Origin of the sequence: Pseudoteredinibacter isoporae, assembly GCF_011602085.1 — a bacterium.
Lineage (GTDB): Bacteria > Pseudomonadota > Gammaproteobacteria > Pseudomonadales > Cellvibrionaceae > Pseudoteredinibacter > Pseudoteredinibacter isoporae.
In genome coordinates, this window is record NZ_JAAONY010000001.1 from 211,340 (window position 1) to 232,991 (window position 21,652).

Below are 21,652 nucleotides of genomic sequence, written 5' to 3' on the forward strand. Positions count from 1 at the left end.
TTTTAGAGTACGCCATGAGCAATATAAAAACCGTGCTGGCTTTTGATTACGGCCTTCGCAATATCGGCCTTGCCCAGGGCAATAGACTCAGCAACACCTCCCAGGAACTCAAGCCCTTAAAGGCTAAAGATGGCACCCCCAACTGGGATGAGATTAAAAAGATTCTGGAAGAATGGCAACCCGATCTCGTGGTCGTTGGATTGCCATTGAACATGGATGACAGCGAAAGCGAACTCAGCAAACGTGCCCGCAAATTTGCCAATCGCCTGCATGGGCGATTTGGTGTTGCGATTGAAATGATGGACGAGCGCCTGTCTTCTTTCGAAGCAAAAGAAGAAGCCAGCGAACGCGGGCAATTGGGGAATTACTCCAAACAACCGATCGATTCGATCGCGGCACGTTTGATTCTTGAAAGCTGGCTGGCAAGCCAGCCAATATAGACATTATGGGCGTTTAGAATAAACGCCCTTTATCGTCACCTTCTTCCGCCTGCAACGAAAGTTCATTCGCAACATTCGAGAGATAATCGGCATCGGTTTCGGAACCCAGCTTGATCATCAGGCGAAGATCGTTTGGCGAATCCGCATGGGCCAATGCATCCTCATAGGTAATTTCACCCGAGTCGTACAATTCGTACAGAGCCTGATCGAAAGTTTGCATCCCCAGCTCATTGGATTTTTTCATCAGCTCTTTCAGCTCATGAACATCACCTTTGCGAATCATGTCCGCCGCCAATGGCGAGTTCAACATCACCTCCAGACAAGCACGGCGGCCATTGCCATCGGGCGTAGGAATTAATTGCTGAGCCACAATCGCTCGTAAGTTCAAAGACAAATCCATCCACAACTGATTGTGGCGATCCGCCGGGAAGAAGTGAATAATTCGATCAAGCGCCTGGTTCGCGTTGTTTGCGTGCAAGGTACACAGACAGAGGTGGCCCGTTTCCGCGAAGGCAATGGCATGTTCCATGGTCTCGCGGGTTCGCACCTCACCAATCATGATCACATCGGGTGCCTGACGCAGTGTGTTCTTCAGGGCAACCTCAAAAGAATCTGTATCGATACCCACTTCACGCTGGGTCACAATACACCCCTGGTGCTGATGGATAAATTCAATCGGGTCCTCAATGGAAATGATATGCCCTTTTGAATTGTTATTGCGATGACCAATCATCGCCGCAAGAGAAGTCGACTTACCGGTACCGGTCGCACCCACATAAATAATCAGACCACGTTTAACCATGGCGAGGTCTTTAATAATGGCGGGCAAACCGAGATCATCAATTTTCGGAATAATGGTTTCAATTCGCCGCAAGACCATGCCCGCGAGATTGCGCTGATAAAAAGCACTGACACGGAAACGGCCAATGCCGCGCGCACTGATCGCAAAGTTTAATTCATGAGTTTTAATAAACTCCTGGCGCTGCTGCTCATTCATCACCCCTAAAACCACTTCGCGGGTTTTCTCGGGAGACAGTGGCGTGGTCGTAACCGGCACCACCTTACCGTGCAATTTAATTGAAGGGGGCACACCCGCCGTTACAAAAAGGTCGGAAGCCCCTTTCTCCACCATCATCGCCAGTAAGCGTTCAAATTCCATAATGTTTCCTTAGCTCATGCCTGTTTAGAAATTCTCAGGCATACGAGCTTTCTCCCGTGCAACTTCACGAGAAATAATGCGTTTGTCCACCAGGTCCGCCAAACACTGATCCATGGTTTGCATACCAATAGAACCACCGGTTTGAATCGCGGAATACATCTGGGCCACTTTATCTTCACGAATCAGGTTACGAATTGCCGAGGTACCACGCATAATTTCGTGAGCGGCAACACGACCACCTTCCTGGCGCTTCAGCAGAGTCTGGGAAATAACCGCCTGCAGTGATTCCGACAACATGGAACGTACCATGGCTTTTTCTTCTGCCGGAAATACATCAACCACACGGTCAATGGTTTTTGCGGCGGAGGTGGTGTGCAAGGTGCCGAATACCAAGTGACCGGTTTCCGCCGCCGTAAGAGCCAGGCGAATGGTTTCGAGGTCACGCATCTCACCAACCAGAATAATGTCGGGGTCTTCACGCAATGCCGAGCGCAATGCATCACTAAAGCTGTGGGTATCACGGTGAACCTCACGTTGGTTCACCAGACATTTTTTGGATTCGTGAACGAATTCGATCGGGTCTTCAATGGTTAAAATATGTTCGTATTTATTATCATTGATGTAATCGATCATCGCCGCCAGCGTTGTCGACTTACCGGAACCGGTTGGCCCGGTAACCAGACACAAGCCACGCGGGACCGCTGAGATCTCGCGGAAGACCTGGCCCATGCCCAACTCTTCCATCGTCAAAACTTTTGAAGGAATGGTACGAAACACCGCACCGGCACCCCGGTTCTGATTAAAGGCGTTTACACGGAAACGGGCCACACCTGGCACTTCGAAGGAGAAGTCGGTCTCAAGGTGCTCTTCAAAATCCTTGCGCTGCTTGTCGTTCATGATTTCATAAATCAGGCCATGCACCTGTTTATGCTCCATGGGCGGCAGGTTGATGCGACGTACATCACCATCCACACGAATCATCGGCGGCAAACCTGCCGACAAATGGAGGTCCGATGCCCCCTGTTTAGAACTAAACGCTAACAGCTCCGTAATATCCATAATGGCCTCAAAACAGCTAAACCTTGTCTACACATCCGCACGCGACCCTTGCCCAATGCGTGTCAGATGGCGATTAATGGCGAGTCCGGGCGTGTATTCTGTGCTTATCACCCGCCGCCATGCCACCCCAATTATAGTTGAGGTGTTTTCCTTTGCTATACGGTAAACTTTGACCCAGCAGCCCCAGAAAAGCAAATACCCATCCGCCTATTTTTGCAAAAAGATGTCCGATATTGCTCAAACCATCAGCGAACGTTTAAAAAAAGTTCAAACACGCATATACGACGCCGCGCAGGCCGTCGATCGCCTGCCAGACGATATTCAATTACTGGCGGTGAGCAAGACCAAACCTGCCGAAGATATCTGGCAAGCTTACCAGGCCGGGCAACGTGACTTCGGTGAAAACTATCTTCAGGAATCGCTGGAAAAACAGAAGCATTTGACCCGGTTATATCCGGGTAATGAAATCTGCTGGCATTTTATCGGGCCCATTCAATCCAATAAGACTCGCGCGATCGCCCAGCACTTCAGCTGGGTACACAGCGTTGATCGATTAAAAATTGCCCAACGCTTATCCGAGCAGCGCCCCGAGGACTTACCGCCAGTTAATATCTGTCTGCAAGTCAATTTGGACGCAGAAGACAGTAAGTCCGGTTTTACACCTTCAGAATTATTAGAACACGCCAGGCAGATCAGTGAATTGCCCAAGCTCACATTGCGGGGATTGATGGCGATTCCCAAGCCTCGCAGTGACTTTCCCGATCAATTGGCCAGCCTGCAACGCCTCGACGATTTGCAACAACAACTGCAGGCTGCTGGCTTGCCTGTCGATACGCTTTCTATGGGCATGTCCAATGATCTGGAAGCCGCCGTTACCGCTGGCAGTACCCTGCTGCGGGTGGGCAGCGATATATTTGGGCCTCGAGCAACTAAACCTGACTCATCGGGCGACAAGCACTAAGCGCGCAAGTCCGGCATTGATACAAACTTCTTCACCATCCATTGGCCAGAGACAGAATCAGAGAGACATAATGAACAAGACGGCACCCAAAATTGCATTTATCGGCGCGGGCAATATGTCCAGCGCGGTTATTGGCGGCATGCTAAAAGGCCACTTCAGTGCTGAGCAAATCATTGCCTGTGCTCCCAGCGACAAAAACCTCAAACCTCTCTCGGAGCAATTTGGCGTGCACACAGACCACGACAACGCCCGGGCCTGCGCCGCAGCGGATGTCGTTGTGCTGGGCGTAAAGCCCCAGATGCTGAAGCAGGTTGCCGGGGACATCAAAGCCCATCTCGCCCACAAGCCCTTGATCATCTCACTGGCAGCCGGCATTCCATTGGCCAGTCTCAGCGAATGGCTGGGTGAAGATCTCGCCATTGTTCGCTCCATGCCCAATACCCCATCATTGGTTGGCGTGGGTGCCGCCGGTTTGTATGCCAATGACAATTGCAGCGCCGAGCAACGTGACATCGCCGAATCAATTCAAGCGTCCGTGGGCATCGTGAAGTGGCTTGAAGAAGAAGCACTGATTGATTCCATCATCGCCGTTTCGGGCAGCGGCCCGGCCTATTTCTTCCTGGCGATGGAAGCAATGATCAATGAAGGCGTTCAGCAGGGGCTGGATCGAGACAGCGCCACCGAGCTCACCATCCAGACCGTATTGGGCGCAGCCACTCTGGCCCAAAACAGCAATGTTGATGTGCTTGAACTGCGCCGTCGAGTGACCTCCCCCGGCGGAACCACCGCACAGGCCATCGCTCACTTTGAAGAACACGGCTTGCGCGAGCTGTTTTCCGGTGCCATGCAAGCCTGCAGCAATCGCGCCCGTGAAATGGCCAAAGAGCTGGGCTGAACTGTAAACCAGCGCAAAGTGAGCAGCGAGCCACTGCGCGATAGCCTATAATTCGCTGCACAAAAAGCAAAACGACGCTTCGACTTTAAGGAGATTACCATGGGGGCGCTCAACGAGATCGGCCTGTATGTTCTGCAAACGCTGGGTAGCTTATACATAGCGCTCATCGTGATACGTTTTCTGTTGCAGTTGGCACGCGCTGACTTCTACAACCCTGTGTCGCAATTTTTGGTGAAAGCCACCAATCCATTGCTGTTGCCTTTGCGGAAAATTATTCCCGGCATATTTGGCCTGGATATGGCCTGTATCGTTTTGGCTATCGTGCTGCACTGGTTATTGATTCAAGGTTGTGCAGCGATCATTGGCGCCGGCTTCTTGAACCCGTTCCATGTGCTGACCTGGGCGATTGTAGGTCTGGTGGGCATCATATTGAATATCTATAAATGGGGGCTGTTAATCTCCATTATTCTGAGCTGGATTGCACCGCATAATCCAAACCCGGCCGTGCTGCTGTTGAATCAGTTACTGGCGCCGATGATGCGACCTTTTCGTCGCCTGATTCCGGACATGGGCGGTTTTGATATCAGTCCGATTTTTGCCTTCCTGGTACTCGGCATCCTCGGTATTTTGCTGAGCAGCCTGGCCTATGAAGTCGGTATTGGCGGTGTTGTCGCCAGCCTGGTTGTGGGTGTGTAAGGTCGGTCATGACAAAGATAGATGATCACAGTGTTGGTCTGGTCGAAGCACAGTGCGCTGAATTCAACGAGCCACTGCAACTCGCCTCGGGCCGAACGCTGGAGCAGTACCAGCTTTACTACGAGACCTACGGCGAGCTGAATCCCTCGGCCAGCAATGCCATTTTAATTTGCCACGCTCTGTCCGGAAATCATCACGCGGCCGGCTTTCACAGTTACGAAGACAGCAAGCCTGGCTGGTGGGACGCCTATATTGGCCCGGGAAAACCGATTGATACCAATCACTTTTATGTCGTCTCCCTGAACAATATTGGCGGCTGTGATGGCTCTACCGGCCCAAGCAGCATCAACCCGGAAACCGGCGAACCCTGGGGCCCGGATTTTCCGCGCCTGCGAGTTCGCGATTGGGTGAACAGCCAAGCCCGTCTGGCGGACCGCTTGGGCATCGAATGCTGGGCTGCGGTTATTGGCGGCAGCCTCGGTGGCATGCAAGCCATGCGCTGGTCACTGGAATACCCTGATCGAATCAAACACTGTGTGGTCATCGCCTCTGCGATGAAATTGACCGCCCAGAATATCGCCTTTAATGAGACCGCGCGCCAGGCAATTTGCAGTGACCCGGACTTTTCCGAAGGCCACTACCAGCAAAAGGACAACATCCCACGCGCCGGACTGTCCGTTGCGCGCATGATTGGGCATATCACGTATTTGTCTGGCGATGGTATGGGCGAAAAATTCGGCCGCCAGCTGCGTTCGGGGACCTTTGAACAAGGTCAGGATGAGCCTGTTGAATTCCAAATCCAGAGTTATCTGCGCTATCAGGGCGAAAAGTTTTCCACCAGCTTTGACGCCAATACCTATATCTTAATGACCCAGGCTCTGGATTATTTTGATCTGGCGCGGGAATACAATCACGATCCGGTTGAAGCGTTCAAACACGCCAACAGCAAGTTTTTGGTGATTTCTTTTACCAGTGACTGGCGCTTTGCTCCGGCACGCTCGAAAGAAATTGCCGACGCACTGATGGCAGCCGGCAAATCGGTGAGCTATGCCGAAATCGAATCCGATGCCGGCCACGACGCTTTCCTGTTGCCCAACCAGCGCTATGAAACCGTATTCAGCAATTACCTTAAGGGTGTCGCCCAGCAAATAGAGAGCAAACAACATGCGCAGTGATCTGGATATTATCAGCACCTGGATTCAGCCTGGGCAGAAGGTTCTGGATCTGGCCTGTGGTGACGGCGCACTGCTCGAACGCTTGCAACAAAAAGAGGTCAGCGGCTATGGCCTGGAGATCGATCCGGACCAGATCAGCGCCTGCGTTGCCCGCGGTGTGAATGTGGTTGAACAGAACCTTGATCGGGGTCTCGGAAACTTTGCCGACAATAGCTTCGACACGGTTGTGATGACCCAGGCCTTGCAAACCATGCGTTTTCCCCATCTGGTCTTGCAGGAAATGCTGCGCGTCGGTCAGGAATGCATTGTGACCTTCCCGAACTTTGGTCATTGGCGTGCACGCTGGCATCTGGCCTTTTCCGGCCGTATGCCGGTTTCGGATTTGCTGCCTTACCAATGGTACGACACGCCCAACATTCACTTTTGCACCTTTAAAGATTTTGAGGTGCTCTGCCAGGAACTGGCCATTGAGATCATCAGCCGTCGGGTAACCACCCAGGGTCACGGCCGCATGATCAAACAAGCCCTGCCAAACTTCTTTGGTATTACGGCGATATATCAATTACGCAAGCGATAGGTGCCATCATGCGCTATACCAAACCTTCATTGTTGAGTGTTTTTTTGGGTTTGTTGATTTACTGCCTGAGCATTAACAGCCATGCTCAGGAAGCTCGCGAGCTGGGCAAACCTTATGAAGAGTTTGGCGAGTACAAAATCTTCTTCAGCGTGTTCAACAGCAGCTTTATTCCTCCTGAAATTGCCAAGGCTTATGAGCTTGTACGTGGGTCCAATCGCGCACTGGTGAATATTGCCGTGTTAAAAAACGGGCAAATTCGTGGCAGCAAAGCCGCTGTCAGCGGAGAATTTAAAAACCTGATTCAACAAACCCGTGAACTCGAGTTTAAAGAAATCAAAGAACAAAACGCCGTTTACTATCTGGCACCACTGCGCTTTGATAATGAAGAAGTGATTCACTTCAACATCACCGTCACACCAGAGGGCTCGGAAGAAAGCCACAGCTTCAGCTTCCACCGAAAAATGAATACCGACTAACAGCCGGGGCCGAATGACGGCCCTTACGCTGCCACTCAAACACTGTGATTAAAACCCTTAGCCATGAACGACAAAACCATTGTTCTTGCCAGCAATAACCAGGGCAAGTTAAAAGAATTCCAGGCCTTATTTTCCCCGCTGGACATCCATATTAAACCCCAACGCGAACTCGGCGTTGAAGATGCCGATGAGACTGGACTGAGCTTTGTAGAAAACGCCATTATCAAAGCACGCCACGCCTGTGCGGCAACGGGCATGCCAGCCATCTCGGACGACTCGGGTTTGGAAGTGGATGCTTTGCAGGGCGCGCCGGGTATTTATTCCGCACGCTTCAGCGGCTCTTCGGCGACGGACCAAAGCAATAACGCATTATTGCTGGAAAAGTTGCAAGGTCTGAACGACGAAGAACGAAGCGCACGCTTTCATTGTGTACTGGTTTATATGCGTCATGAAAAAGACCCCACACCATTGATCTGTCACGCCAGCTGGGAAGGTCGCATCTTGCATGCCCCACAAGGTGAGCAGGGCTTTGGTTACGATCCGCTGTTCTGGTTGGAAGAGCAACGGTGCAGCTCTGCAGAACTGGATCGCGCCCTGAAAAATAAAATCAGCCATCGCGGCCAAGCGCTGGCCTTGCTCATGCAAGCCATGGAAGCTCGGCAGTGAAACAGGTAACACGGGAGGCTCTGCCTCCCCTCTCCATGTACATTCACATCCCCTGGTGTGTACGAAAATGCCCTTACTGTGATTTCAATTCCCATAAAGCGGAAGAGGAACTGCCCGAAGACCAGTATTGTGAAAACCTGATTGAAGACTTGAAGCAAAGTCTGGAATGGGTGCAGGATCGCCCCCTGCAATCGATTTTTATTGGCGGTGGTACGCCCAGCCTGTTCAGCCCCAAAGCCTTCGAGAAGATTCTTGGCGGCGTTGAAGCGCATATTCCATTCAGTGACAATATCGAAATCACCATGGAGGCCAACCCAGGCACGGCAGAGCAACAGCGTTTCAAAGGCTATCGTGAGGCAGGCATTAATCGCTTATCCATCGGCGTACAAAGTTTTGGCAATGAACAACTCCAGGCACTGGGCCGAATTCACTCCGCCGAGCAGGCCGAGAAAGCGATGGGCATGGCACGCCAGGCCGGTTTCGACAACGTGAATCTCGATTTAATGCACGGTCTGCCTAAGCAAAGTGTTGCAGCTGCCAAAGTCGATTTGCAACGCGCGATCGCTCTGGAACCCGAGCACTTGTCCTGGTACCAGTTAACAATTGAACCCAATACCGAATACTTTAAACGCCCACCCCAGTTACCCATTGATGATGATCTGGCCGAGATTCAGATACAGGGGCAACACTATTTGGCCGAGCACGGTTTTGCTCAATATGAAGTCTCGGCCTACAGCCGGGGAAAACAGAGCCGTCACAACTTAAATTACTGGCGCTTTGGGGATTATCTCGGTCTCGGTGCAGGCGCCCACAGCAAGATCAGCAAAGATGAACAGATTCATCGTTTTTGGAAAACCCGCCTGCCTGCGCATTACCAGGATAAAAGCAAACAATACACCGCCGGCAGTGAAGTCATTGAAGGCGAGCAGCTGGCCCTGGAATTCATGATGAATGCACTGCGGTTGACCGATGCCTTTGATTTGTCATTGTTCGAGACACGTACCTATCTTCAATTGTCAACGATCGAAGATAAACTCAAACAACTGGAAGCCCAGGGATTGATCACGCGCAGTAACGGTCAACTGCAAACTACCGAACTCGGTCAACGCTTCCTGAACAATACCATTGCCGCCTTTATGCCTGACTAGCGTCATCGAAGCCGACACCACAGCAAGCCTTGGCATATCAGCGCAGGTCGACTAATCTGTAGGGGCTCTCCTGATACGCCAACAATAATACAAACTCAAGGAAGCGACAGACTCGCTGACACTATGTGGGATTTTAACGGCAACGCAAAACAGTATTCACTCACAGTAAAACTGCTGGCGTGGATTCTTCTGATCAGCTCCGGCATTACCCTGGTTGCTGTTGTGTTGCAGTTACGCGCCTCTTTCAATGAAGATCTCGATGACCTTGAGTTGCGCCTGGAACAAATCCGCATCAGTACACTGTCGAGCATCACCAAAAGCCTGTGGAACTTTGATGAAGAACAGCTCCGCCTGCAAGTCAACGGCATGCTGGATGTCAGTGATGTGGTGCAGGTTACGGTCAATTGGACCAACTGGGACGATCACCCCAGAGCAATCACCGCGGTCGATCAAAACGAAGCGATTGGCGAACGCCATATGACTCGCGTTTATCCTTTGATCTACAGCGACTTGAACACGAAAGAGCAACACCTTGGCGATTTAACGCTGCTGATCAGCCTGGATGGTGTGTACGAAAAACTTTGGCAGCGCACTCGCTTTATTGCCCTTGCCCAGTTCACCAAATCACTGTTGGTATCACTGGCTATCTTTCTATTGATCCGTAGCCTATTTACTCGTCACTTGGCCCACATCGCCAACTATGCCAGCAAGTTATCGTTACGGAATTTAAATGAGCCCCTGAGACTGGAACGCGACGGTGAACATAACGACGAATTGGGAAATGTCGTACGCGGTTTCAATATTATGCGCACCAGCCTGCTACGGGATATTGAAATGCGCCGCACCATGTCTCAGCAACTGGTGCAGGAGCAACAACAGAAACTGGACTCAATTAAGCAACAACAGGAAGCCGAAAGTGCCAGCCAGGCGAAGAGCTTTTTCCTCGCGGCCATGAGTCATGAAATTCGCACACCCATGAACGGCATCATTGGCATGACGGAATTGTTGAGCGATACCGACCTGGACGAAACCCAGCTGCATTATGTCAATATCATGCGCCGCTCCGGGGACTCCTTGATTCATATTTTGAATGATGTTCTGGATTACTCAAAAATCGAGGCCAACAAAGTGGCCTTCGAAACTCACCCTTTCGACTTGCACAGTTTGTTGAACGACTGCAATCAAATTTATATTGGCCAGGCCAGACAAAAAGGCCTGAATTTCTATTTGAACATCAACTCTTCTGTACCGCAAAAAGTCATAGGTGACCCAACGCGCCTACGCCAGGTAATTGTGAATCTCCTGAGCAACTCGATTAAGTTTACCCAGCAGGGCGAAGTCAACTTATCGGCGGAGCTGGCACAGTCCGATGGTGAGCAGGTTTTGATTCGCTTTGCGGTTCAAGACACCGGCATTGGCATTGAGGAAAGCACCATTGCCAATTTGTTCACACCCTTTAACCAGGCCGATAACAGCACCACTCGCCAATACGGCGGCTCTGGTCTCGGACTGGCGATTTGCAAACGCCTGGTAGAATTTGCCGATGGCGACATTGGTGTAGAAAGCCAACCCGGAGAAGGTTCAACCTTCTGGTTTACTTTTCAATTGAGACTTCAAACCGAAACCTCAGAAAGTAAGAGTCGTCACGAAAGCAATGGGCCTCAAGGTGTGGACCAGACCCACGACCTACCCCAGGCCTGCGATGGACTCAATGTGATGCTGGTCGATGACAACAGCGTCAATATTATTGTGGCGCAAAAGATTTTATCGAAGTTTAACGTTGAGCCAGTAGTGGCGAAAAACGGTCTGGAAGCCGTCGAACTGTTTGAACGCTATCGGGGGAAATTTCCATTGATCTTAATGGATATTGAAATGCCGGTGATGGATGGCATCAAGGCCACCCAGATGATTCGGGATATCGAGCGGAACAATCAACTGGCCAACTGTCAAATTATTGCGCTCACTGCCCATGAAAAAGGGGAGCATACCGACAATGCCTATCGCGAAGGCATTAACGACCACCTCAGCAAACCGTTAACCATTCAAGCGTTTTCAGAGCTGTTCCACCGTATCGGCATTGAGGATATGAAAAACAGCTCGTCTTAAATCAGCGACGCCAGGCGTGCAATTTCTTAAGGATGCGCAGAGCCCACTGGGGAGCGTGTTTACGCTTCCACTGTCCTGCCAAATATTTATTCGCTTCACTGAAGCTTGGATAAATATGAATCGTACCCAGAATGTGATTTAAACCCTGGCCATTTTTCATGGCATTAACAAACTCGGTGAGCAATTCAGCGGCATGAGCACCGACAATCGTGGCTCCGAGAATTTTGTCACTGCCTGCCTTCGTTAGCACTTTAATAAAACCTTTGGCCTCACCTTCAGCAAGCGCCCTGTCCATATCATCGAGGGGGAAGTTAATTACTTCATAAGCCACCGATTCGGTTTTCAACTCCGCCTCCAATTTGCCAACCGAAGCAATTTCAGGATCGGTAAATACCGCCTTGGGAACAATCCGGTAATCAACTTTGAATTTCTTCACGAAACCAAACAGCGCATTAACGGTAGCGTACCAGGCTTGATGGGAGGCCATATGGGTAAACTGATAAGGGCCAGCCACATCACCACAGGCCATAATATTTTTATGATTGCTGCGTAGGTATTCATCCACTTTCACAGTGCCATTGTCATTAAGCTCAACACCCACGTCTTCCAGACCCATGCCTTCGGTATTGGCCTGCCGTCCTACCGCCAATAGCAAATGCTGAAAGCTTTCCCATTGCTCACTGCCATCAGCAGTGCGTAACAAGGCCTCGATGGTTCCGTTCTCTCCAGCTCGCACTTCGCTGATGCTCGTGTTCAGTTTGACGTCAATACCTTCGTCCCGGAAGGTCTTCAACATAAACTCGCCAACTTCAGGTTCTTCTTTGTTCAGAATCGATGCCGAACGCTGCACCATACTGACCCGGGTTCCCAATCTCGAAAAGGCCTGGGTCATCTCACAGGCAATCGCTCCGGAACCCATCACCAACATGGATTCAGGCAGCTCATCCAACTCCCAAATATTATCGGACGTCAGGTATTCGATGTTCTCCAGCCCGGGGATGTCAGGAATAAACGGTCGTGCACCCATCGCGAGAATAATGTGGCGGGCGCGAATTGTTTGATCGTTCACCAACACTTCGTTCGGCGAAATTAATGTCGCATCGCCGGTGACGCAATCCACCCCCAACGAGGTGTAGCGTTCGATTGAATCATTAGGCTCAATATGTTTGATCACCGATTGCACACGCCCCATGACCGCCGGAAAATCTACGGAAGCTTCAGCGACCTTCAAACCAAAACGATCAGATTCGGAAATCAAATGGCGGATCTTCGCCGAACGCAGCAGTGTTTTACTGGGCACACAACCTGTGTTCAAACAGTCGCCACCCATTTTGTGGCGCTCAATCAATGTCACCTTGGCATTCAAGGTGGCGGCGATATTGGCAGAAATCAAACCAGCACTACCGGCCCCGATTACGACAATATTGGTGTCAAACTTTTTATTGGAAAACATAATCAGACCCGTGCTTAATCGCCTTTGCGCAGCGCTTTCAGTAAAGCTTTTGCCAGCCATGGGAAAACACCCAGGAGCACAAAAGCCAAAATAATTTGCGGTGTCAGCACACCGGATACACTCAGTTCTTCGACCGTAGCCAGCTGGGCACCCGCATTCACATACACAGCCGTGCCGGCCAACATGCCAAGCTGGCTCACCCAGTAAAATGTCCAGGTTTTAATACGGCTCAGACCAAACACCAGGTTGATCACGAAAAACGGAATCACCGGAATCAAACGCAAGGTGAACAAATAAAAACCACCTTCCTTCTCCAAGCCGTCATTGACCGTTTTCAAATGATCACCAAATTTGCTCTGTACCCAATCGCCAAGCAGGCTGCGGGAGATCAAAAAGGCCAGTGTGGCACCGATGCTGCTGGCAAAAGACACCAACAGCAGCCCCCAGGAAAAGCCGAATACGGCCCCGGCAATCAAAGTCATGATCGCCGCACCCGGTAACGATGCCGCAGTGACACCCACATAAATGAGGAAAAACAACAAACCGGCTTTCAACGGCTGATCTGCCACCAACTGTTTGAAAAACGCCAACGACAGGTACTGCTCGCCCCCATTCAGATAGAAGGCGGCAATCGCAATAATCAGCACCGCAAGAATGGCGATTTTTTTAATCATGATGAAATCCTTAAAATACTCACTCGCAGCAAGGTTTCTATGGTTGACACAGCGTACTCTGCAAATCACATAAAAGTGTCACAGGCCTCGCATATTATTGTAACAATCACGCTCGCGGCTATACTCCTACGCTACACCATAGCTCCGTTAGCACAGCAACACTTAAACAAGCACCACTTAAAACAAAGAACAATGATGCCAAGCAACAAAGCCGACAAGAGCGCTCAAGACAGCTCTAACGAGATTGATATTAGCTCCCCGGAGTATTACATCAATCGTGAACTCAGTCATTTGAAGTTTAACCAGCGCGTCCTGGCCCAAGCGCTGGATGAAAGTCACCCGCTTCTGGAACGCCTGAAGTTTCTGTTGATCTTCAGCTCCAACCTCGACGAGTTCTTTGAAATTCGCGTGGCCGGTTTGCACCAGCGCTTGAAGCTGGGTCGTGACAATCCCGGCCCGGATGGATTACTGCCCCAGCAAATCCTCGATCAGTTGGCCGAAGAGTGCCATGCGACCGTGCAGCTGCAATACGATACGCTCAACCATATTTTGATTCCCGCTATGGAGCAGGAAAACATTCGCTTCCTGCGCCGTCGCCAGTGGAGCGAAGCCCAGGCCGAATGGATTGCCGATTTTGTTCACACGCAAGTTTTGCCGGTTGTCAGCCCGATTGGACTCGACCACGCCCACCCCTTTCCAAGACTGGTGAATAAAAGCCTGAACTTTATTGTCGAGCTGGAAGGCAAAGACGCCTTTGGCCGGGAGTCCGGTCTGGCCATTGTGCCAGCACCGCGCTCTTTGCCCCGCCTGATTCGCCTGCCCGATGAGCTGTGCGAACCCGGCGATAATTTTGTATTTCTGTCTTCGATGATTCACGCCCATGCTGAAGAGCTGTTCCCCGGCATGCAGGTCAAAGGCTGCTACCAATTCCGGATAACCCGAAATGCGGACCTGGATGTGGATACCGAAGGTGTGGAAGATCTCGCCAGAGCCCTGCGCGGCGAACTGCATTCCCGCCGCTTTGGTAATGCGGTGCGTCTGGAAGTGGCCGATAACTGCCCGGATGCCATGGTGGATTTCCTGCAAAAAGAAGTCGGCTTGAGTGACGACGAATTGTATCGCGTGAACGGTCCGGTAAACCTTAAGCGCATGATGAGCGTACCCGGCATGGTGAACCGGCCGGATTTGCTCTACCCTGATTTTGCCCCTGGCCTGCCCAAGGGCCTGACTCGTAAAGACAATCTGTTTGACGCCCTGGCCGCCAAGGACCAGCTGCTTCTGCACCCCTTCGAATCCTTCAATCCAGTAGTGGATCTGTTACGGCAGGCCGCGAAAGACCCGGATGTCGTGGCCATCAAACAAACCCTATACCGTACCGGCGACCAAAGCCCCATGGTAGAAGCCCTGATTGAAGCCGCCCGCCACGGCAAGGAAGTTACCGCGGTGGTCGAACTTCGTGCTCGCTTTGATGAAGAGGAAAATCTGGAACTGGCGAGCCGCCTCCAGGAAGCCGGCGCCGTGGTGGTATACGGCGTTGTGGGCTACAAAACCCACGCAAAAATGCTGCTGATTGTGCGCAAGGAAGCCGGCAAGCTGAAACGCTATATCCATTTGGGCACCGGCAACTACCACAGTGGCAATGCCCGCCTGTACACCGATTATTCATTGCTATCGGCCAACCCCGAACTGGGCGAGGATGTACACAAGGTGTTTCAGATGCTCACTGGCATGGGCAAAACCGAGCGTTCCAATCACCTTCTGCACGCGCCATTCACTTTAAAGAAGCAGTTGCTCAAGCTGATCGATGATGAGATTGAAGCCTGCAAAAAGGGCAAGGAAGGCCACATCATCCTGAAAGCCAATGGCCTTACCGAACCCAAAGTTGTCCAGGCGCTCTATCGAGCCTCCCAGGCGGGGGTAAAAGTTGATCTGCTCATTCGCGGCATGTGCAGCCTGCGCCCGGGCCTGCCGCAGGTTTCCGAGAACATTCGCGTCTACTCCATCATCGGCCGTTTTCTGGAACATACCCGCGCCTATTATTTCGCCAACGCCAAACCCCAGGTCTACTGTGCCAGCGCGGATTTGATGGAGAGGAACCTGAATCGACGGGTAGAAACCTGCTTCCCGATTTCCAAATCCAACCTCGCCAAGCGAATCATTAATGAACTGCAAGGTTATATCGACAGCGAGCTGGGACGCTGGGAGTTGAACTCGGAAGGTAACTACATTGCCCCCGGGGTAAAACAAAGCCCCGACGACAAACCCCAGCAACAGCAACTGCTGGAATTGTTGGGGCAACTATAGCTGGCGGAGCGCCTGCCAGCCCAGCGGGCAGAGGCAAAACACTGCTATATCAGCGACAAGAGCCTCCCCAGAGGCTCTAAGCTTATGCCGCAATTGACTCAGCAGGGCCATAACAGCTCTTGTTTCATCGCCAGCCAATCCTTATCATTACGCTAAATTTTCGTTGGCAGCCAAATGCCAAGCCTCATATTTCGGAGAAACCCCATGAGTAGCATTGTTCACGTAACCGACAGCAGCTTTGAAGCCGACGTTTTAAACGCCGAAGGCCCAGTACTGGTTGATTTTTGGGCAGAGTGGTGCGGCCCATGCAAGATGATCGCTCCTGTTCTGGACGAGCTGTCCAGCGATTACGGTGACAAAATCAAGATCTGCAAAATGGATGTTGATGCCAACAAGGAAACTCCAGCCAAATTCAATATCCGTGGTATTCCTACCCTGATGATCTTCAAGGGCGGCTCCATGGAATCCATGAAAGTGGGCGCTCTGTCCAAAACCCAGCTGGTTGAGTTCATCGACACCAGCCTGTAATTTGGCCAAACGGCGGCCATACGGGCCGCCGAAGCCTTGCAAGGGGCAAAAAGTACGCTATAATCCTGCCTATTAAGCGCGTTTCGCGGCTAATCTTCCCAATAGATTCTCCACAGCTAGCTATTAGACCCAACGAACGGTTTCTATTTTCCTTTCGATTTACTGTGCTGATTCAATGGAACATTGCCATTACCCTATAGCAGTATTCGCGCGAGCTGGTAAAGCGGTAACAACAACGATAGCCCCGCAGGCCTGCAATCCATATTCCTTGAATTTGAGCGCAGTTAAGCTCAAAGGTTAGAAATTTACAGTTATATTGATCTAAACATAACGTTCACTCACCACTGGCCACTTCTCTCGGCCTTCTTTTTCCAATTCTAATTCTATGAATTTAACAGACCTAAAAACCAAACCTATTGAAGAACTGCTGAATATTGCAAAAGACGTAGGCCTCGACAATGTTGGCCGCTCTCGCAAGCAGGACATTATTTTTAACATCCTCAAGCGCCACGCCAAAAGCGGCGAAGACATCTACGGAGATGGCGTGCTTGAGATTCTGCAAGATGGTTTTGGTTTTCTGCGCTCCGCAGATTCGTCCTACCTGGCCGGCCCCGATGACATCTATGTATCCCCGAGCCAAATTCGACGCTTCAATCTGCGCACCGGTGACACCATTGCCGGAAAGATTCGCCCCCCTAAAGAAGGCGAGCGCTATTTTGCCCTGTTAAAAGTTGGCCAGATCAACTTTGATAAGCCCGAGAACTCCAAAAACAAAATCCTCTTTGAAAACTTAACCCCCCTGTTTCCGGACGAGCGTCTGCACCTGGAAGCCGGTAACGGTTCTACTGAGGATTTGACCGGTCGTATCATCGATCTGGTTGCCCCCATCGGTAAAGGTCAACGCGGTTTGATCGTTGCACCACCGAAGGCCGGTAAAACCATCATGATGCAGAACATCGCCCAGGCGATTACCCGCAACAACCCCGAGGTTCACCTGATCGTATTGCTGATCGATGAACGTCCTGAAGAAGTTACCGAAATGCAGCGTTCTGTACGCGGCGAAGTGGTAGCCTCTACTTTCGATGAGCCACCTTCGCGCCACGTACAGGTTGCCGAAATGGTTATCGAGAAAGCCAAGCGCCTGGTTGAGCACAAGAAAGACGTTGTGATTCTGCTCGACTCCATCACTCGTCTGGCACGCGCCTACAACACCGTAATCCCAAGCTCCGGTAAAGTACTTACCGGTGGTGTTGACGCCCATGCTTTGGAGCGCCCGAAACGTTTCTTCGGTGCCGCCCGTAACATTGAAGAAGGTGGCAGCCTGTCAATCGTTGCAACGGCCCTGATCGATACCGGCTCCAAAATGGACGAGGTGATCTACGAAGAATTTAAAGGTACCGGTAACCAGGAATTGCACCTGGATCGCAAGGTCGCCGAAAAGCGTGTTTATCCGGCCATCAATGTACGTCGCTCCGGTACTCGTCGCGAAGACCTGTTGATGAAAGAAGACGAAATGCAGCGCGTGTGGATTTTGCGCAAACTGCTGCATGATATGGAAGACATTGCCGCAACCGAGTTTTTGGTTGATCGCCTGAAAGACTTCAAGACCAACGATGAATTCTTCCTGTCGATGAAACGCAAATAAGCGTCAAACATCAGAAGCATTCAAACGGCACCTCATTGGGTGCCGTTTTTGTATTTACGGTCGCAAAGCCCCATAGAGTCAGGGGTTTATAGAATTTATTGTCCTTAGCGTGTAGCATCTATGATCGAGTACCCGCAGGAAGGCGTACAAACAGTTAGCGAAAAGTCGCGAAATACGCCGTGCAATAAGGGAAAAGATGAATACACGCTTAGCCAAAATACATATACGCAATTTACGCCTGCGAACTCTGATCGGCTTTAATCCCGAGGAAAGAGAAAAACATCAGGATGTTGTGATCAACGCTGAAATTCACTATATGGCCAATCCGGCCATTGCCAGTGACGACGTTGATAGCGCACTGAATTACAAAACCATTTGTAAGGCCATCATCCAGCATGTGGAACAGGGGCAATTTTTATTGCTCGAAAAACTGGTCAGTGATGTACTGGAAATATGCAGTGAGCACCCCAGCATTGAATATGCTGAAGTCTGCATTGATAAACCCCACGCTTTGCGCTTTGCCGATTCGGTCGCTCTGAGCCTGTGCTACCATAAATCCTAGGAAACACCATGAACAAAGCGATAGCCCCCATTAGCAAAGAAAACAGCATCAGCCCGGAAGCTCAGAAGGTGCAAGCTGCCCTGGCCGCTGTCGGCCTGGAAACCCCCATGCTGGCCAAACAGCTGAGCAATGAGGAGAAGTATCAGCGCATCAAGGAATTGATGACTGAGGTCGTTAGCACCCTTGGTTTGGATTTAAACGACGACAGCCTCGCTGAAACCCCTCACCGCATAGCCAAAATGTACGTTCATGAGATTTTTTCCGGCCTGGATTACAGTAAGTTTCCCAAGATTGCTCTGATCGAAAATAAAATGGCCGTGGATGAGATGATCAAGGTGCGGGACATCGACATGACCAGCACCTGCGAACACCATTTCGTCACCATCGATGGCACTGCCAAAGTCGCTTATATCCCCGGCGATAAAATTATCGGCCTGTCCAAGATCAATCGCATCGTGCGCTTTTTTGCCCAACGTCCGCAGGTTCAGGAACGCCTGACCCAACAAGTGCTCGTGGCACTGCAAACCTTGCTGGAAACCGAGAATGTGGCCGTCAGCATGGAAGCGACCCATTACTGTGTGAAATCCCGCGGCGTTATGGACAGCAGCTCACAAACCAGCACCATGGCACTCGGCGGCTGTTTCAAAAACGACAAAAGCTTCCGCGCTGAATTTCTCAGTAATTAGCCCCAACAATGATGGCTGCACCTAAGTCTTAAGCCTGGGTACAGCCAAAGCCTCTATACTCCTCCACGTTCCCCTGGCGAGCCCTGAAACTTAGCGCTATGCTAGGACTCGCTGTATTTAATAGCAGACCATTTTTTAGGAGATTTTTATGGACGCTGTTTCCCAGTTTGTTGCCGCTTGGGCCCCGCAAATCGGCCTGGCGCTTGTCGTTCTCGTTGTTGGTTGGTGGTTGATTGGCAAGGTCGTCAATCTGACCGTTAAAGCCATGGAGAAAAACGAATTAGACGTCACCCTTCAACGCTTCCTGAGCAGTATCATTGGCATCGGTTTGAAAGCGCTGCTGATCATCAGCGTGGCGTCCATGGTGGGTATTGCAACCACATCATTTATCGCCGTTTTAGGTGCCGCAGGTTTAGCCGTTGGCTTGGCGCTTCAAGGCAGCCTGTCAAACTTTGCTGGCGGTGTTTTGTTGATTTTGTTCAAGCCATACAAAGTGGGTGACTTTATCGAAACCCAGGGTCACGCCGGTGTTGTTCAGTCTATCCAGATTTTTAATACCATTTTGAAAACCGGTGACAACAAAACCATCATCATTCCAAACGGTCCGATTTCCAATGGCAGCATCACTAACTACTCGACCGAAGCAACTCGTCGTGTTGATATGAGCTTTGGCATTGGCTATGACGATGACATCGACGGCGCACGCGCTGCTCTGGAAGAAATCATCGCTGCAGACGATCGCATTCTGAAAGACCCAGCTCACTTGATTGTGGTTGCAGAACTGGCCGACAGCTCTGTGAACTTCACGGTTCGTGTCTGGGTGAACTCAGCCGATTACTGGGGTGTGTTCTTCGCGATGCAGGAACAAGTTAAGAAAACCTTCGACGCCAAGGAAATTTCCATTCCTTACCCTCAGCAGGATGTACATCTGCACAAGGTCGACTGATTTAAAAGACCTATTTTGGGAGGCCTGATACAGGCTTCCCAATTCCCTGCTCCTGCCTTTGGCCGCTTCCTTCTACATTCTTGCTTCACCAAACCACTTGCGATTTGCGCCTTCGACTATTTACTAATTGCCCCTGAAAAGGTTCTGTGTTTTTATGCGCAGCTTGCCGAGGTACAACAATAGTCCATAAACACCTTAGCCCTTGTTTCAACCGACTATTGAGAGCGCAAAATGTTAGAGTATTGCCTGTTGGCTCTGGCCATACTGGCCCTGTTGGGCATTGTTTTCGAAGACCTTATTCACGTCAACAAAGCCAAAACCACCCTGTTTTTCGGCTGCCTGTCCTGGCTGATTCTGTTTATCGCCGCCGACACCAAAGAAGCTTCTGCATTGGTTCAGGAGCAACTCAATGAAAACCTGTTGGAAATTGCCACACTGTGGTTGTTTCTCATGTCGACCATGACCTTTGTGGCCTATTTAAATGCGAAGGGGTTGATTCAAAACCTGGTTCAGAAAGTCGTTCCCCAGGAACTCAGCTTGCGAGCGCTGATGTTTATCGTGGCGATGTTTGCCCTGTTGCTCTCAGCCATCTGCGACAACGTTACTGCAACTCTGGTCAGCCTGGGTTTGCTGCAGGCTTTCAAACTGGAGAGCAAACAACAGATCAAATTGGCAGCGCTGGTGGTATTTTCCGTAAACTCCGGGGGCGTTGCATTGATCACTGGGGATGTAACCACCCTGATGATTTTCCTGGATGGTCACTTGAGCATGCAGCAACTGATTGTCTTGTTGATCCCTGCCAGTATCAGCGTACTGTTGCTGGCCTTGCTGCTCAGCTTCGGCGCCCAAGGTCGGGTGTCCGCCACTCCGATCGCTGCACATTTTCACAACCTCGATATTATTATTGCTGCAATCTTTTTCAGCACCATCGGTGCAACCATGCTGCTCAATTTATTCTACGGCGTGCCGCCAGTGCTGACGTTTCTGAGTGGCCTTTCCCTGATGTTTCTGGTGGGACGCAGTATTAAAACCGACGCAGAGCAGACTCGCATTCTGGAATACATTCGAGAAATCGAGTACGACACGCTGCTGTTCTTTCTGGGCATTCTCTTGCTGGTAGGTATGCTGCAGGAAATTGGTGTGTTACATGATCTGGCCGCACTGTATCGAAACTTTGATCCGCAGTACGCAAATTATGTGGCCGGTGCTGGGTCCGCTCTGCTGGACAATGTGCCACTGACAGCGGCCCTATTGAAGGCCTCGCCTGAATTGGATACCCAAAACTGGCTGGGGCTGACCTATGCGGTGGGTGTGGGCGGTTCGCTGCTCGCCATAGGTTCTGCCGCTGGCATTATCGCCATGAGCAAAATTCAGAGCTTGAGCTTTGTGAGTTATCTGCGCTATTTGCCCGCCCTGAGCTGTGCGTATACAGCGGGTTATGTGATGACACTATTGTTGGCCGAAGTCATGGGGCTTAACTAGTTATCTATAATGAT

General features: G+C 50.9%; 21 protein-coding genes. 17 read left to right on the top strand and 4 right to left on the bottom strand.

Going from position 1 to position 21,652, the window contains the following annotated elements; genetic code table 11:
- The first annotated feature begins 14 nt into the window (after positions 1-14).
- Positions 15-440, top strand: coding sequence for a Holliday junction resolvase RuvX (gene ruvX / locus G8768_RS00870; protein WP_166852818.1), 426 nt, complete (start codon positions 15-17; stop codon positions 438-440).
- A 13-nt stretch (positions 441-453) separates the two neighbouring features.
- Here the strand turns inward: ruvX and G8768_RS00875 are convergent, their stop codons facing one another.
- Both G8768_RS00875 and G8768_RS00880 read right to left on the bottom strand, forming a co-directional pair.
- The gene (locus G8768_RS00875) at positions 454-1,599 is read right to left on the bottom strand and encodes a PilT/PilU family type 4a pilus ATPase (RefSeq protein WP_166852816.1); all 1,146 of its coding nucleotides are present in this window, start codon (positions 1,597-1,599) and stop codon (positions 454-456) included.
- Positions 1,600-1,623: 24 nt separating this feature from the next.
- On the bottom strand, positions 1,624-2,658 hold the full coding sequence (locus tag G8768_RS00880) for a type IV pilus twitching motility protein PilT (protein WP_166852814.1): 1,035 nt from the start codon (positions 2,656-2,658) through the stop codon (positions 1,624-1,626).
- Between the two features lie 223 nt (positions 2,659-2,881).
- Between G8768_RS00880 and G8768_RS00885 the strand changes: the two genes are divergently transcribed.
- The 9 genes from G8768_RS00885 (at position 2,882) to G8768_RS00925 (ending at position 11,358) form a co-directional block, all read left to right on the top strand.
- Positions 2,882-3,619: a YggS family pyridoxal phosphate-dependent enzyme gene (locus G8768_RS00885; protein WP_166852811.1), complete on the top strand. Its 738-nt coding sequence runs from the start codon at positions 2,882-2,884 to the stop codon at positions 3,617-3,619.
- Positions 3,620-3,689: 70 nt separating this feature from the next.
- Positions 3,690-4,514, top strand: a complete 825-nt coding sequence (gene proC, locus G8768_RS00890) for a pyrroline-5-carboxylate reductase (protein ID WP_166852808.1) — start codon at positions 3,690-3,692, stop codon at positions 4,512-4,514.
- A 99-nt stretch (positions 4,515-4,613) separates the two neighbouring features.
- On the top strand, positions 4,614-5,210 hold the full coding sequence (locus G8768_RS00895; RefSeq protein ID WP_166852804.1) for a YggT family protein: 597 nt from the start codon (positions 4,614-4,616) through the stop codon (positions 5,208-5,210).
- 8 nt (positions 5,211-5,218) lie between these two features.
- On the top strand, positions 5,219-6,385 hold the full coding sequence (gene metX, locus G8768_RS00900) for a homoserine O-succinyltransferase MetX (RefSeq protein ID WP_166852801.1): 1,167 nt from the start codon (positions 5,219-5,221) through the stop codon (positions 6,383-6,385).
- On the top strand, positions 6,375-6,962 hold the full coding sequence (metW, locus tag G8768_RS00905; RefSeq protein ID WP_166852798.1) for a methionine biosynthesis protein MetW: 588 nt from the start codon (positions 6,375-6,377) through the stop codon (positions 6,960-6,962). The genes metX and metW overlap by 11 nt, the downstream gene beginning before the upstream one ends.
- Before the next feature lie 8 nt (positions 6,963-6,970).
- Positions 6,971-7,438: a DUF4426 domain-containing protein gene (locus tag G8768_RS00910; RefSeq protein ID WP_166852795.1), complete on the top strand. Its 468-nt coding sequence runs from the start codon at positions 6,971-6,973 to the stop codon at positions 7,436-7,438.
- A gap of 63 nt (positions 7,439-7,501) precedes the next feature.
- Positions 7,502-8,104 carry an RdgB/HAM1 family non-canonical purine NTP pyrophosphatase gene (gene rdgB / locus G8768_RS00915; RefSeq protein WP_166852792.1) on the top strand — a complete coding sequence of 201 codons (603 nt, stop codon included), beginning with the start codon at positions 7,502-7,504 and terminating at the stop codon, positions 8,102-8,104.
- Positions 8,101-9,252, top strand: coding sequence for a radical SAM family heme chaperone HemW (gene hemW / locus G8768_RS00920; RefSeq protein ID WP_341800950.1), 1,152 nt, complete (start codon positions 8,101-8,103; stop codon positions 9,250-9,252). Before rdgB ends, hemW begins: the two co-directional genes overlap by 4 nt.
- 123 nt (positions 9,253-9,375) lie before the next feature.
- Positions 9,376-11,358 (top strand): hybrid sensor histidine kinase/response regulator, encoded by a 1,983-nt coding sequence (locus tag G8768_RS00925; protein ID WP_166852789.1) that lies wholly within the window; start codon positions 9,376-9,378, stop codon positions 11,356-11,358.
- Position 11,359: 1 nt separating this feature from the next.
- Here G8768_RS00925 and G8768_RS00930 read toward each other — a convergent pair whose 3' ends face one another.
- Positions 11,360-12,871 carry a dihydrolipoyl dehydrogenase family protein gene (locus G8768_RS00930; protein WP_243749338.1) on the bottom strand — a complete coding sequence of 504 codons (1,512 nt, stop codon included), beginning with the start codon at positions 12,869-12,871 and terminating at the stop codon, positions 11,360-11,362.
- Complete coding sequence (locus tag G8768_RS20900; protein ID WP_243749339.1) at positions 12,826-13,485, bottom strand: TVP38/TMEM64 family protein; 660 nt, start codon at positions 13,483-13,485, stop codon at positions 12,826-12,828. The genes G8768_RS00930 and G8768_RS20900 overlap by 46 nt, the downstream gene beginning before the upstream one ends.
- Before the next feature lie 192 nt (positions 13,486-13,677).
- On the opposite strand from G8768_RS20900, the gene ppk1 reads away from it, so the two are divergent.
- The 7 genes from ppk1 to nhaD all read left to right on the top strand — a co-directional run bounded on the left by ppk1 (position 13,678) and on the right by nhaD (position 21,638).
- Entirely contained in the window at positions 13,678-15,789 is a 2,112-nt protein-coding gene (gene ppk1, locus G8768_RS00935) for a polyphosphate kinase 1 (RefSeq protein ID WP_166852788.1), read from the top strand.
- A 204-nt stretch (positions 15,790-15,993) separates the two neighbouring features.
- Complete coding sequence (gene trxA / locus G8768_RS00940) at positions 15,994-16,317, top strand: thioredoxin TrxA (protein WP_166852785.1); 324 nt, start codon at positions 15,994-15,996, stop codon at positions 16,315-16,317.
- Positions 16,318-16,702: 385 nt separating this feature from the next.
- Positions 16,703-17,962, top strand: a complete 1,260-nt coding sequence (rho, locus tag G8768_RS00945) for a transcription termination factor Rho (RefSeq protein ID WP_166852783.1) — start codon at positions 16,703-16,705, stop codon at positions 17,960-17,962.
- Positions 17,963-18,158: 196 nt separating this feature from the next.
- A complete protein-coding gene (folX, locus tag G8768_RS00950) occupies positions 18,159-18,524 on the top strand; it encodes a dihydroneopterin triphosphate 2'-epimerase (RefSeq protein ID WP_166852780.1) in 366 nt (121 codons plus the stop codon).
- An 8-nt stretch (positions 18,525-18,532) separates the two neighbouring features.
- On the top strand, positions 18,533-19,210 hold the full coding sequence (gene folE / locus G8768_RS00955) for a GTP cyclohydrolase I FolE (RefSeq protein WP_166852777.1): 678 nt from the start codon (positions 18,533-18,535) through the stop codon (positions 19,208-19,210).
- 148 nt (positions 19,211-19,358) lie between these two features.
- A complete protein-coding gene (locus tag G8768_RS00960) occupies positions 19,359-20,156 on the top strand; it encodes a mechanosensitive ion channel family protein (protein WP_166852774.1) in 798 nt (265 codons plus the stop codon).
- Positions 20,157-20,387: 231 nt separating this feature from the next.
- On the top strand, positions 20,388-21,638 hold the full coding sequence (gene nhaD, locus G8768_RS00965) for a sodium:proton antiporter NhaD (protein ID WP_166852771.1): 1,251 nt from the start codon (positions 20,388-20,390) through the stop codon (positions 21,636-21,638).
- The last annotated feature ends 14 nt before the right edge of the window (positions 21,639-21,652 follow it).